Genomic DNA, 13,377 nt, shown 5'->3' on the forward strand with positions numbered 1-13,377 from the left:
CTTCAGAAGGCCCAGCACGAGCAGCCGAGCGCACCCCAGAAGGTGCTCTCATCCGAGGCCGGCACGCCCGCGGTCCAGGCGCTTGCATGGCCGTGGCCGTGCACGCCGCAGGCGCTGGCGCAGCCGCACGCGGTGTTCAGCGCGAGCGTCTTCGCCTGCGGGCGCGGCTGGTAGCCACCCCCATGGCGCACCGGCGACCAGTCCGGCATCGCGGGCGGCAGCGCCGGCGCGAGCTTGTCGAAGTCGCCGTCGCCGTACACCACCTTGCCGCCCAGCACCGTCATCACCGAGGTGATGTCCTGGATCTCGTCCCCGGGTACGCCGAAGTAGTCGGCGGACAGCACAGCGAGGTCGGCGAGCTGCCCGGCCTTGATCTGGCCCTTCTTGCCCTCCTCGGAGGAGAACCAGGTATTGGCCTCGGTCCACAGCCGCAGCGCGGTATCGCGGTCCAGCAGGCTGGCCTGCGGATACATCGACAGCCCGCCCACCGTCTTGCCGGTGGTCAGCCAGTACAGCGAGACCCACGGGTTGTACGAGGCCACGCGCGTGGCATCGGTGCCGGCGCCGACCTTGACGCCGCGCTCCAGCATGCGCTTGATCGGCGGCGTGGCCTCGGCCGCGCGCGCGCCATAGCGCTCGACGAAATACTCACCCTGGTAGGCCATGCGGTGCTGCACGGCGATGCCGCCGCCCAGCGCGGCGATGCGGTCGATGTTGCGGTCGGTAATCGTCTCGGCATGGTCGAAGAACCAGTGCAGGCCGTCGAAGGGCACATCCCTGGCCACCTTCTCGTAGACGTCCAGCGCGCGCGAGATGGTCTCGTTGTAGGTCGCATGCAGGCGCCAGGGCCAGCGGTTCTCGGCCAGCAGGCGGATCACCGGTTCGAGGTCGCCTTCCATGGACGGCGGCATGTCGGGCCGCTCGACGCGGAAGTCCTCGAAGTCGGCGGCGCTGTAGACCAGCATCTCGCCGGCACCGTTGTGGCGGTACAGGTCGTCGCCCTGGCCCGGCTTGATCTGCTTGGACCAGCCGCTGAAGTCGCTCAGCTCGTCCTTGGGCTTCTGCGTGAACAGGTTGTAGGCCAGGCGCACCGTAAGCTGCCCTTCCTTGTGCAGCTCCTCGATGATGTTGTAGTCCTCGGGGTAGTTCTGGTAGCCGCCGCCGGCGTCGATCACCCCGGTCACGCCCAGGCGGTTGACCTCGCGCATGAAATGGCGGGTGGAGTTCTTCTGATACTCGGGCGGCAGCTTGGGGCCCTTGGCCAGCGTGGCGTACAGGATGGTGGCGTTGGGCTTGGCCAGCAGCAGGCCGGTGGGGTTGCCGGCCTTGTCGTGCACGATCTCCCCGCCCGGCGGATTCGGCGTGTCCTTGGTATAGCCCACGGCGCGCAGCGCTGCGCCGTTGAGGATGGCGCGGTCGTAAAGGTGCAGGATGAACACGGGCGTATCGGGCGCGGCCGCGTTCAGCTCCTCGATGGTCGGCAGGCGCTTCTCGGCGAACTGGTGCTCGGTGAAACCGCCGACCACGCGCACCCATTGCGGCGCGGGCGTGCGCGCCACCTGGTCCTTGAGCATGCGCATGGCGTCGGACAGCGAGCGCACGCCGTCCCAGCGCAGTTCCATGTTGTAATTCAGGCCGCCGCGGATGATGTGCATATGGCTGTCGATCAGCCCGGGAATGGCGCGGCGGCCTTGCAGGTCGACCACCTGCGTGGTGTTGCCGGCCAGTTGCATGATCTCAGCGCGGGTGCCGACGGCGACGAACTTGCCGTCGCTGATGGCGACGGCTTCGGCCTGCGGATTGGCGTGGTCGAGCGTGGCGAACTTGCCGTTGACGAGGATAAGGTCGGGCGTGCTGGATGCGGTCATGGCGAATCTCCGGCTGGCGGCGGGTCAGTGACAGGGATAAGGGAAAGCCAGGCCGTCCCGGCCCGGCATCGGGGCGCGGGACAGCATCCGGTCAGGCGGACAGGAAGGCCAGCAGGTCGGCGTTGACCTGGTCGGCGTTGACCACGCACATGCCGTGCGACGCGCCCGGATAGATCTTCAGCGTGGCGTTCTTGACGAGCTTGGCGCTCAGCTTGGCCGAGTCGTCGATCGGCACGATCTGGTCGCCGTCGCCATGCAGGATCAGGGTCGGCACGTCGAACTTCTTCAGGTCCTCGGTGTAGTCGACTTCCGAGAACTCCTTGATGCACAGGTACTGGCCGAGGATGCCGCCGGTCATGCCCTGTGCCCAGAACGCGTCGATGGTGCCTTGCGAGACCTTGGCGCCGGGACGGTTGAAGCCGAAGAACGGCATCGCCAGGTCCTTGTAGAACTGCGAGCGGTTCTCCGTCACGCCCTTGCGGATGCCGTCGAACACGTCCATCGGCAGGCCGCCGGGGTTGGACGCGGACTTCACCATGACGGGGGGCACCGCGCCGATCAGCACCGCTTTGGACACGCGTTTGGTGCCGTGGCGGCCGATGTAGTGGGCCACCTCGCCGCCGCCGGTGGAGTGGCCGACCAGCGCCGCGCCCTTGAGGTCCAGCGCTTCGATCAGCGCGGCCAGGTCGTCGGCGTAGGTATTCATGTCGTTGCCCTTGGCGGGCTGGCCGGAGCGGCCATGGCCACGGCGGTCGTGGGCGATCACGCGGAATCCGTGCTGCACCAGGAACAGCATTTGCGCGTCCCAGGCGTCCGCATTGAGCGGCCACCCGTGCGAGAACACGACCGGGCGGCCTGTGCCCCAGTCCTTGTAATAGATCTGGGTGCCGTCCTTGGTGGTGATGGTGTCCATGCTGTGTGCTCCTGGCGTGTGGTGGGACGCGGCGTGGCCCTGCGGCTTGCCGGCGGCGACTGCGGCGGTGCTGCCCAGCGCCGCGACGGCGGCGGCGCCGACAGTGCCCGCGCCGGATACCAGCAGTTTGCGCCGTGACGGGCTCCGGGCCGTGTCCTGCGTATTGGATTGCGCGCTCATGCGATGTCTGACCGAGGTGTGTGGGTGGTTGGTCCGTGGCCTTGGCCGCGTTCAGCGGGCCGGCACCGGGGCGATGGATTCGTGCGGCGTGGCGGTGCGCTGCTCGGCCTTGTGCACCATGGTGTAGGCGTAGTCCACACCCATGCCGTAGGCACCGGAGTGTTCCTTGACCAGCTTCATCACGGCGTCGTAGGTGTCGCGGTGGGCCCAGTCGCGCTGCCATTCGAGCAGCACCTGCTGCCAGGTCACCGGCACCACGCCGGCCTGCACCATGCGCTGCATGGCGTAGTCGTGCGCTTCCTTGCTGGTGCCGCCGGAGGCGTCGGCCACCATGTAGATCTCATAGTCGCCTTCGAGCATCGCGCACAGCGCGAAGGTGGTGTTGCAGACTTCGGTCCACAGGCCGGCGACGACGACCTTCTTGCGGCCGTTGGCGGCCAGCGCGTCGCGCACCTTCTGGTCGTCCCACGAGTTCATCGAGGTGCGTTCCAGCGTCTTATGGTTGGGGAACACGTCCAGCAGCTCGGGGTAGGTGAAGCCCGAGAACGATTCGCTCTCCACGGTGGTGATGGTGGTGGGGATGTTGAAGATCTTGGCGGCCTTGGCCAGCCCAACGGCATTGTTCTTCATCGCCTGGCGGTCCATCGACTGCACGCCGAAGGCCATCTGCGGCTGGTGGTCGATGAAGATCAGCTGGCTGTTTTGCGGGGTCAGAACTTCTAGCTTGGCGTTGGTCATGATTCTTTCCTGAAGTTGGGTTGGCGGGATCGTGCAGACATGACGCGGCACAGGCGGCAGACGGCCGATTCCTGGTGGGTTGCTGCGGCGCCCGATCACGGCAGCGGCGCGGCCGTGATGCGCGGGAGTGAGGCTGGATCTCTCTTCGCAAGCAACCCGAGCGAAGGCTAAACTTGCCCGGAGGAAATCACCATCGTCTGTTCGTATTAGTCGGCTGCCGTCGGGGTGTATGCCGGCAGGGCGGGCGCAGCATAGCTAACTTTATTGTGTCGACCACGGGTTAAAGAACAATAGACAACAATAGACAAAACCGGCGGCACAAATTGACAATACAAAGGCGAGACAGTGGCGTAGATTCCAGACGGGGGTGCCGCGCAGCCCCGGACAGCAACCGGCATGGCCGAGCGCCTGCCGGTCTTTTTGACGCTGAATGGAGAAGCAGATCGTGACATCCCAAAGCCTGGAGCCCGCCGAGCCGAGTGCTCGGCACGAAGCATTGGTGCTGATCGTCGACGACGATGCCATGCTGCGCGGCGCGCTCGGCAATCTGTTCCACTCGGTCGGCATGAATGTTGCATTGTTCGGCTCGGCCGCGGAGTTGCTCGAGTACCAGATGCCGGACGTGCCCTGCTGCCTGGTTCTCGATGTCAGGCTGCGCGGCCCGAGCGGACTGGACCTGCAGGCGCGCCTGGCGCAGCTGGGTATCCACGTACCGATCATCTTCATGACCGGCTACGGCGATATCGCGATGACCGTGGCCGCGATGAAGGCCGGCGCCGAAGACTTCATGGCCAAGCCGTTCCGCGACCAGGACCTGCTCGACGCGGTATCGGTGGCGCTGGAGAAAGACCTGCGGCGGCGCGAGGGCATGCGCCGGCTCCAGATGCTGCGCGCCAACTTCCAGACCCTCACGCCGCGCGAGTCGGAAGTCATGGCCTTGGCGGTCTCCGGGCTGATGAACAAGCAGATTGCCGGCGAGATTGGCATCAGCGAGGTCACGGTGAAGATCCACCGTGGACAGGCCATGCGCAAGATGAAGGCGCGCACCTTTGCCGATCTGGTACTGATGGCGCAGAAATTGGGCGTGTGCCACGCCGAAGGTTAGGCCGGGCGCACCCGATGGCGGCAAGCCGGAGTGAAGAAAAGCCCGCCGGCCCCGGGAACGGCCCAGGCCCAAGCCCCCGCACGCCCCGCGTTCACGCCGCGGCCGGATAGTCGATGTAGCCACCGGCGCCGCCGCCGAAGAAGGACGAGGCATCGGGCGCGTTCAGCGGCAGGCCGCCGCGCAGCCGGACGGGCAGGTCGGGATTGGCGATGAACGGGCGGCCAAAGGCGATGATGTCGGCGCGGCCGCTGGCGAGCGCGTGCTCGGCGCTGTCGCGGCCGTAGCCGCCCGCCAGCATCAGCACACCGTGGTAGGCCCCGCGCAACTGCTGGATGATTGCGTCCCAGCGGGGATCGGCGTGCTCCTCCTTGACCGTGCCGACCATGGCCGGCTCGACCAGGTGCAGATAGGCCAGGCCACGGGTATCGAGCTGGCGCACGATATAGCCGAAGGTCTCTTCGGGCGACACATCTCCCATGCCCATGAAGCGTCCCATGGGCGTCAGCCGCACGGCAACGCGCGCGGGCCCCACCTCCGCCGCGATCGCGTCCACCACCTCCAGCAGCAGCCGTGCCCGGTTCTCGATGCTGCCGCCGTAGGCGTCGTCGCGCTGGTTGCTGCTGGAATTGATGAACTGGTCGAGCAGGTAGCCGTTGCCGGCGTGGATCTCCACGCCGTCCATGCCCGCGGCCATGGCGTTGCGGGCGGCGTTCCGGTAGTCGGACACGATGTCGCGGATGCCGTCGAGGGTCAACGCCTGGGGCACCGGCACGTCGCCCCAGGCACCGTTGCCCTGCGCGTCGATGATGAAGGTCTTGCCGGGGACGGGCAGGGCGCTGGGCGCCACGGGCAGCGCGCCGCCGGGCTGGAACACGGGGTGCGAAACGCGGCCGACGTGCCACAGCTGCATGAAGATGATGCCGCCCTGGTCGTGCACGGCATCGCTGACGGCCTGCCATCCCTGGATCTGCGCCTCGCTATGGATGCCCGGCGTCCAGGCGTAGCCCTGGCCCTGCTGCGAGATCTGCGTGGCTTCGGTGACGATCAGCGCCGCGCCGGCACGCTGGCGGTAGTACTCGACGTTTATGGCGGTGGGCACGTTGCCGGGCTGGCCGGCGCGCGAGCGCGTCAGCGGCGCCATGGCAACACGATGCGGCAGGGTATGGTTGCCGAGGCGAAGGGGGGTGAAAAGATGGTGGGTCACTGTGGTTCTCCGTCAGGTGCGATGGGGGGCGGCGGCTGCAGGCTTGCCTTCGCGCCGCGCTGCCTGTCTCGAAAAGAGATGACCTGAAGGTTAGGCGCCAACCCATCGGCGGAGAATCGGGCCGCCGCGCAACGTTGCGTTGCGCTGGGGGCAAGGGGCGGGGAAGGGGGAAGGGGAGTCAGCCGCCCGCTTCTTTCCCGCCGGTCGGGCCGGGAATCCGCGAGAGAAAGTCGAGGAAGGCGGCGATGCGCCGCGAGCCGCGTTGGTTGGGCAGGTAGAGCGCGGAGATGGCCGAGCTGGCGCGGTTGGGGTTGACGGTCCAGTCGTCCAGGATGGCGGTCAGGCGCCCGCTCTGTATATCCTCGTCGACCAGCCAGTCGGGCAGCAGGGCGATGCCGCCGTCGGCCAGCGCCAGTTCGCGCAGCACTTCGGCGTTGTTGCTCCTGAAGGTGCCCGGAACGGGCACCTGGACTTCCTCGGTGCCGCGCAGGAAGGTCCACATCTGCTGGCCCGCGCCGTAGGTGAAGCGCAGGCACGCGTGCCCGGCCAGCTCCGCCGGCGCGGCGGGGATACCGCGCTGCTGCAGATAGCCCGGACTTGCCACCACCCTGCGCCGGAACGTGCCGATCGGACGCGCCACCACTTCGTCGAGCGACGCGGCGCTGCCCAGGCGGATGGACAGATCAATGCGTTGGCCGAGCAAGTCGACGATCTCGTCGGTCAGCGTTACCTCCAGCTCCAGCTTCGGATACTGCGCGAGCAGGCTGCCGAGGAACGGCGCGATGCAGCGGCGCCCGAACGCCACCGGCAGCGACACGCGAAGCTGGCCCACCGGCGTATCGCCCCGGTCGGCGATCAGCGCATCGGCTTCCGCCACCGCGTCGAGGATCTTGCGCGCCCGCTGGTAATAGGCTGCGCCGGCTTCGGACACCGTCACCTGCCGGGTCGACCGGTTCAGCAGCACGGTGCCCAGTTCCTCCTCCAGGCTGTCCATCATGCGGGTCACCGATGACGTGGCCAGGTTGACCCGGCGCGCGGCGGAGGAGAACCCCTTGGCGTCGACCGTCTCGACGAACAGCTTCAATGCCAGCAGCTTGTCCATAGGTAAGACTCCAGCGGTAAGGGGCGTCGATTATCCTCGCAGGGACTCAGTTGCCGGGCTTGCCGGGCGCGCGCAGGGAACGCATGACGGCAGGCGCGCCGTGGAGAAACATGTCCACCTTGCGGCGGATCACGGCGTCGATGTCCGAGGGTACCTTGAGGCCGTAGACCCATTTGCGCACGCCGAGATAGAAGATGGCCGCGTGCAGGCCCCATATCATCTCCACCTCGGCCTCCAGCTCCGCCGCGTTGCGCGGCTCCGGGATGCCGTACTCGGCACGCACCTCGGCCAGCACGGGCAGGAAGACCTTGCTGCGCAGCTTGTTGAGGTACTTGTTGTTGATGCCTTCGCGCGTGAGGCCGGCAAAGATGAAGACCCGGATCCATTCCTCGCGCAGGATCACGGAGGCGTAGTCGAGGTAGAACGCATACAACCGTTCGGTCAGCGCAGTGGCGCGATCGGCGATCTGGCGTTCCCAGTCGGGCCGCCACTGGAACACTTCGCTGTAGACGCGATCGATCAGCGCCTCCTTGCTGGAGAAGTAGCGGTACAGCAAGGGCTGGGTGACGCCGATCTGCTTGGCGAGATCGCGCGTGCTGCCGGAGAAGCCGTTGCGCGTGAAGTGTTCGATGGCCTTCTGCACGATCTGCTGCTCCCGCTCTTCGGGGAGCAGCCGTTTTCCGGTCTTGGCCGGTGCATCGTTCTCGGTCGGCGTTGCGTCTCGTTTCATTCGTTCACCTGTGGCAGGCACGTCCCGTGCGGAGCGCTTGTGGCATTGTACCAATCGGGTGATAAATTGAGGCGCGGCCGGGCTGCCGGCAGTGCGGCCGGCAGCACAGGGCACGGGTGCTACTGCGGCTTGACCAGCCCTAGCTCGCAATCGACCAGCTGATTGTTGAAGGCGCCGCGTTCGCGCGCACCGCGCGCGGACCGGTCGGTGACCGAGAACACGTAGATGCCGGCAAAGGCCACCAGCATGGAGAACAGCGCCGGATACTCGTACGGGTAGATGGCACTCGCATGGCCGAGCACCTGCACCCACACGGTCGGGCTCAGCACCGTCAGCACCACCGCGGTCAGCAGCCCGAGCGAGCCGCCCGCCACGGCGCCCCGCGTGGTCAGCCCGCGCCAGTAGATCGACAGCAGCAGCACCGGGAAATTCGAGCTGGCGGCAATGGAAAAGGTCAGGCTGACGATAAAGGCGATGGTCTGCTTCTCGAACAGGATGCCCAGCAGGATGGACAGTACGCCCAGCACGAGCGTGGTCATCCGGGAGACGCGCATCTCCTCCTTGTCGGTGGCGTTGCCCTGGCGCAGGACCTTGGCATAGAGATCGTGCGAGATGGCCGAGGAACCGGCCAGCGTCAGCCCCGCCACCACGGCCAGGATGGTCGAGAACGCTACCGCGCAGATGAAGCCGAGGAACAGGTTGCCGCCGACGGCATGGGCCAGGTGCACGGCCACCATGTTGACGCCGCCGATCACCGCGCCGGCAGGCGTGTGGTAGGCCGGATCGCTGGCCACCAGCGCGATGGCGCCAAAGCCGATGATGATGATCAGCGCGTAGCCGATGCCGACGATGCCGGTGGCATAGAGAATGCTCTTGCGTGCCGCCTTGACGTCGCCGACGGTGAAGAAGCGCATCAGGATGTGCGGCAGGCCGGCGGTACCGAAGATCAGCGCCAGGCCGAGCGATACCGCCGAGACGGGATCGGAGACCAGGCCGCCCGGGCTCATGATGGCCGCGTGCTTGCCGTGGGCCTCGATGGCCTGCGCGAACAGCGCGTTCAGGCTGAAGCCGAAGCGGCTCATGACCATGAACGCCATGAAGGCAGCGCCGGCGAGCAGCAGCACCGCCTTGATGATCTGGATCCAGGTGGTGGCCAGCATGCCGCCGAAGAACACATAGACTACCATCAGCACGCCGACCAGCACGACCGCCGCCGTGTAGCTGAAGCCGAACAGCAGCTCCACCAGCTTGCCGGCCCCCACCATCTGCGACACCAGGTACAGCAGCACGATGACGATGGAACTGGACGCGGAGAACGCGCGGATGGGACGCTGCTGCAGGCGGTAGGAAACCACGTCCGCCAGCGTGAAGCGGCCGAGGTTGCGCAGCGGCTCGGCGATCAGGAACAGGATGATCGGCCAGCTGGCGAGAAAGCCGATGGAATAGATCAGGCCGTCGTAGCCGCTGGTGAAGACCAGCGCGGAGATGCCCAGCAGGGAGGCCGCCGACATGTAGTCGCCGGCGATGGCCCAGCCGTTCTGCAGGGCGGTGATCTTGCCGCCCGCGGCGTAGTGGTCGGCCACGCTGTGGTTGCTCCTGGCGGCCCAGCGCGTGACCAGGAGCGTGGCGGCGACGAACACCAGGAACATGGCGATGGCGATGACGTTCATGCCCTGGCCCACCGGACCCGGCGCCGCGAACGCGGGCAGAGCGGTAAGCAGCAGGGCTGCGGCAATGGCGGAAATGGCGGTTTGCTTCATTTTGCTGCCCCTTGCTTGAGGTCGCTGATGCGCTGGTCGTACACGGTGTTGGTGCGATGCACGTACACCGCCACCAGCAGGAAGGTCACCGCGAACATGCCGAAGCCCACGGGAATGCCCACGCTCATGGGCTGGCCCAGGTTCAGTTGGCGGCCCAGCAGCGCGGGCCGGAAGGCGAGCGTGAGGATGTAGCCGAAGTACACCGCCAGCATGATGGCGGTCAGGGCCCACGCGAACCTGCGCCGCGCGCGCACCAGGGACTGGAATGCCGGATTGGCGAGCAGGGGATTCGGTGGGGCCGCAGCGGGCGCGGCGCTTTCGCGGGCGGCTGCGGCAAAGGTGGGGGCGGTGTGTTCCAAGGTTGTCTCCGTTTGGGGGCGGTTGGTTTGGCGTGGGGCGGCGGCGCGCTCAGAAGCGCGTCGACACCGCCGTCTCGCGCATCACGGCTTCCGGCGTGCGATAGCGCTCGGCCATCTGGCGGTCGGTCTCGTTCTTGAGTTGCGCCTGCATATAGGCGCCGAGGTGGCGCGCGTGCTGGACGATGGCGGCACCCACCTGCACGCGCTCGGCGCTGTAGCTCTCCAGTGCGGCACTGACGCTGTCATGCGCCTGCAGCGCGTTGACCAGCGACATGGCGTCGCCCGCGGCCTTGGTCACGCCCATGCCGCAGTGCGGGCGCGCCACGAAGGCGGCGTCGCCGAGCAGCGCCACGCGGCCGAAGGCCATGCGCGGCACCTCGAGGTCGAAGATGGGCTGGAACAGCGGCTGCGCGGCCTTGGCCACCACCTCGCCGAACTGGGGCGCCAGGTTGGCCAGCGCGGCTTCCTCCATGCTCGCCAGCACGTCCGGGCGGATCAGCGCCGGCGGGATGCCGCCGGACCAGCGCTTGCCGCTGGCGTCGGTCAGCAGGTCGGGTAGGTCCACGTCCTCGCTGGTGGCGCGGTACCACACGAAGTTGTAGCGGCGCTCGCCTACCCGGGTGCTGTTGCCCTGGCCCGCCACCGGGTAGCCGAGGATCTGCTCGCGCGGTGGCAGGCAGAAGGCGAACTTCTCGAACAGCATGTCGCGCGTGGCTTCGCTCAGGCTCGTTTCGTCCACCAGGCCGCGCCAGGCGATGTAGCCGGCGTACTGGAGGCGGGCCTCGGGCAACAGGCACTCGCGCAACGCGGAGCGGAATCCGTCCGCGGCGACCACAAGATCGGCGTGATGGATCGAGCCGTCGTCCAGCATCACCACGGCGTGGCCGGGCTCGCTGCGCACCGACACCACATTGGCGCCCGTGCGGTAGGTGCCCCCGGTGAAGGCGGAGCGCAGCACATGGTACATCTTGCCCCATGCCGTCAGCGTTTGCGGCAGTTCCCGCTGGGACAGGACGCTGCCGTCCTGGCCCAGCGTCAGCCGGGACTTCACCTGCACGCCGATGGAGTCGTCCACCTCGACCCCGGCGGCGGCCAGGGCCTCGAACAATTCCGGATGCGTGACGATGCCCGCGCCGCGCCCGGCGAGTGCTTCGGGAACACGCTCGCATACTTCCACCTCCCACCCGCCGCGGGCGAGCAGGTTGGCCGCGAACAGCCCGCCCAGCGAGCCGCCCACGATGATGGCCTTTGGCCGTGTCGATAGGGTTGTCATGGTCAGTCTCCTGCCACCGCGGGGAGGGGCGCGTGCGCGCCGTTGCCCGGGATTCCAAGGCCCGCCACCTCGGCGGCGGGGTAGTTCAGTTCGATGGTGACGCCGGAAGGGTCCTCGATGAACACCTGGTGCAGGCCCAGGCTGGGGACGGTGCGGTCGCGCCACGGGATGCCCTCGGCTTCCAGCTTTGCCCACATCTGCGCCACGCCGGTGGCCAGGAACGCGATGTGGTCGAGGGTGCCGGTACCCGCCGCCGCAGGGGCGCGGTCGCCGAGGTAGGCGGACAGCCCGCCGGGGTTGTCCGCGTCGACGCCGATGATGTGGACGGTGCCGAAGTCACCTTCGTCACCGCCCATGTACAGCCATGCGCCGGGGAAATCGAAGGGCGGGCGATAGCCTTGCCTGAAGCCGAGAATGCGTTCGTAAAAGGCGCAGGATGTCTCGAGGTCCGTGGTGCGGATCGAGAAGTGCGCGAGTTTGCGGATTGCCATGGTTGCCTCTGCTATTGATCGATCGATTAGTGATCGGTTGATAAATTGTAGGGCGACTGAGTGAAACGGCCAAGGGCGGGCAGGGGGGTACTTACCCTGATCGGCGGGTCGCGTGCCGGCTGCACCACTTCACTGAGGCACGGGCCTGTGCCTCAGTGAAGTGAGATCCCCCATCGTAGAAGCGTCCAGGCCCCGGGAGAATGCCTGGCCGGTGCAAGACAGTTTTGCGTGGGCGGCAACGGGGAGGCCGTCTTTTGGCTCGAGAGGGGTGCCTGTGTGCGTTTGTGATCGCGAACCCACCGGCATCTCCGGTGTGCACCGGAGTTCGCCTCGCTCTCCTCGCTTTGCCTCGGTGATCGGCAACGGCAGCGCCGGATGCAATGCGCAGATCAATGTTTGGTAGCAACACACTTGCACTTCACGCAAGGAAGACTTAAGCATCTTCTACTTCCGAATTGATCCATAGGCACTAGCATTTCAAGACGCGGCGAGATGGGAACCATGATGCTAGCCCAGGACACGACGGTGCCACCCACAGAAACCAGCAGTGAGGCGCACCTGAAGGGCTTTTTGCACGCTTGCGCGGTGCTTACCGGGTTCGAACGCTTCAAATTTCATGGAATCTCTCTCGTGCAACATCATCTCGACTTCGCATGCCTGATCACTGGAACTGCTGCAGTGGGCGAACTCATCAGGCGGATCACCCGGTTTCCCCATGAGGGACCACACCGGGATCGCACCACGGGCTGGTCTGGCGTGCGATCCGCACCCGCCCTCCGGCGCTAAGCAGCAGGGCTACAGCGCGCGGGCTGAACCACCGGCCGCAACGATCGCGCTGATTCGCCGCACTCGATAGTCGTCACCTCATTTGCCGAAAGGCAAATTCTTGGACTCTCGCCCAGGTTTCTGTCGGAGGCAACATGCGCCAATGCCGGAACCCGAGGTCTGATTCCCTATTCATGGCGGTATCTCTGTTCAAGAGATACCGCCATGAATAGGGAATAATAATGTCAATTATTCACGGAACACCATCCTGTCACTCTAACAATAATTCGTATCAAAATTTGGCCAGTTTTAACAATTTCATGGTTAATGAAATAAAAAGGAGAAAATTATGTCAGATTAGACGTAAAGAAAATCGCCACCAGGCAGCCGCATCCCGATCGTTTTTCGCTAAACACCTTTTCCGTAGCAGGAGACACACCATGAGACCGGTCCAGAAGATCACCGTCAACAACAAAGGCGGGTACGTGTTCAATTTTTCCATCCAATGGCTTGGTAGCGACGGCAAGTGGAATACCACCGAGTGGAACAGCGGAAATTATCCCGTGGCACAGTCCAGGACATGTCCCCCGCTCGACACAATCGGTGTCCCGGCCGATGCGCTGGCTGTGACGCCATACGGGCACGCGGTGGCCGGGACTTCCGGTCAGGGATCACCGTTTGTTGGTTTCGCGCCGAACAATCAGATCGCAACATATGATGCAGTCGGGACGACTTACATTGGCTTTGCCATCAATCTGATTGAGTAGACAGTAATCTCTCCTCCGTGAGGCCCGGCATCAGCCTTCCTGCGATCCATCATCAGGGGGAGGCGGGCGCCGGGCCTCACCTTGCCCGATCGTCTAGTTTTCATAGAACAGCCTGACTGGAT

General features: G+C 66.0%; 12 protein-coding genes. 2 read left to right on the forward strand and 10 right to left on the reverse strand.

The genetic code is table 11. The features are described 5' to 3' along the window. Nucleotides 1–2: 2 nt before the first annotated feature. The 3 genes from ACZY0R_RS24215 to ACZY0R_RS24225 form a co-directional block, all read right to left on the reverse strand. Nucleotides 3–1,868, reverse strand: coding sequence for an amidohydrolase (locus ACZY0R_RS24215; RefSeq protein ID WP_488861860.1), 1,866 nt, complete (start codon nucleotides 1,866–1,868; stop codon nucleotides 3–5). A 91-nt stretch (nucleotides 1,869–1,959) separates the two neighbouring features. After that, nucleotides 1,960–2,781, reverse strand: coding sequence for an alpha/beta fold hydrolase (locus ACZY0R_RS24220; protein ID WP_488866132.1), 822 nt, complete (start codon nucleotides 2,779–2,781; stop codon nucleotides 1,960–1,962). 231 nt (nucleotides 2,782–3,012) lie between these two features. Next, complete coding sequence (locus ACZY0R_RS24225) at nucleotides 3,013–3,699, reverse strand: hydrolase (protein ID WP_488861862.1); 687 nt, start codon at nucleotides 3,697–3,699, stop codon at nucleotides 3,013–3,015. Between the two features lie 445 nt (nucleotides 3,700–4,144). Between ACZY0R_RS24225 and ACZY0R_RS24230 the strand changes: the two genes are divergently transcribed. Then, complete coding sequence (locus ACZY0R_RS24230) at nucleotides 4,145–4,804, forward strand: response regulator transcription factor (RefSeq protein ID WP_488861864.1); 660 nt, start codon at nucleotides 4,145–4,147, stop codon at nucleotides 4,802–4,804. A 91-nt stretch (nucleotides 4,805–4,895) separates the two neighbouring features. Here the strand turns inward: ACZY0R_RS24230 and ACZY0R_RS24235 are convergent, their stop codons facing one another. The 7 genes from ACZY0R_RS24235 to ACZY0R_RS24265 form a co-directional block, all read right to left on the reverse strand. Continuing rightward, on the reverse strand, nucleotides 4,896–6,008 hold the full coding sequence (locus tag ACZY0R_RS24235; RefSeq protein ID WP_488861866.1) for an alkene reductase: 1,113 nt from the start codon (nucleotides 6,006–6,008) through the stop codon (nucleotides 4,896–4,898). Nucleotides 6,009–6,186: 178 nt separating this feature from the next. Further along, nucleotides 6,187–7,110, reverse strand: a complete 924-nt coding sequence (locus ACZY0R_RS24240; protein ID WP_488861868.1) for a LysR family transcriptional regulator — start codon at nucleotides 7,108–7,110, stop codon at nucleotides 6,187–6,189. Between the two features lie 46 nt (nucleotides 7,111–7,156). Beyond that, nucleotides 7,157–7,753, reverse strand: coding sequence for a TetR/AcrR family transcriptional regulator (locus tag ACZY0R_RS24245; protein ID WP_488866134.1), 597 nt, complete (start codon nucleotides 7,751–7,753; stop codon nucleotides 7,157–7,159). Nucleotides 7,754–7,959: 206 nt separating this feature from the next. Next, nucleotides 7,960–9,600, reverse strand: a complete 1,641-nt coding sequence (actP, locus tag ACZY0R_RS24250) for a cation/acetate symporter ActP (protein ID WP_488861870.1) — start codon at nucleotides 9,598–9,600, stop codon at nucleotides 7,960–7,962. Then, nucleotides 9,597–9,959 (reverse strand): DUF485 domain-containing protein, encoded by a 363-nt coding sequence (locus ACZY0R_RS24255; RefSeq protein ID WP_035874207.1) that lies wholly within the window; start codon nucleotides 9,957–9,959, stop codon nucleotides 9,597–9,599. The genes actP and ACZY0R_RS24255 overlap by 4 nt, the downstream gene beginning before the upstream one ends. Before the next feature lie 49 nt (nucleotides 9,960–10,008). Next, on the reverse strand, nucleotides 10,009–11,232 hold the full coding sequence (locus tag ACZY0R_RS24260; protein WP_488861872.1) for an FAD binding domain-containing protein: 1,224 nt from the start codon (nucleotides 11,230–11,232) through the stop codon (nucleotides 10,009–10,011). Nucleotides 11,233–11,234: 2 nt separating this feature from the next. After that, a complete protein-coding gene (locus ACZY0R_RS24265; RefSeq protein WP_488861874.1) occupies nucleotides 11,235–11,723 on the reverse strand; it encodes a VOC family protein in 489 nt (162 codons plus the stop codon). 1,205 nt (nucleotides 11,724–12,928) lie between these two features. Between ACZY0R_RS24265 and ACZY0R_RS24270 the strand changes: the two genes are divergently transcribed. Next, on the forward strand, nucleotides 12,929–13,255 hold the full coding sequence (locus ACZY0R_RS24270; protein WP_488861876.1) for a hypothetical protein: 327 nt from the start codon (nucleotides 12,929–12,931) through the stop codon (nucleotides 13,253–13,255). The last annotated feature ends 122 nt before the right edge of the window (nucleotides 13,256–13,377 follow it).

The organism is Cupriavidus sp. F041, from assembly GCF_057814235.1.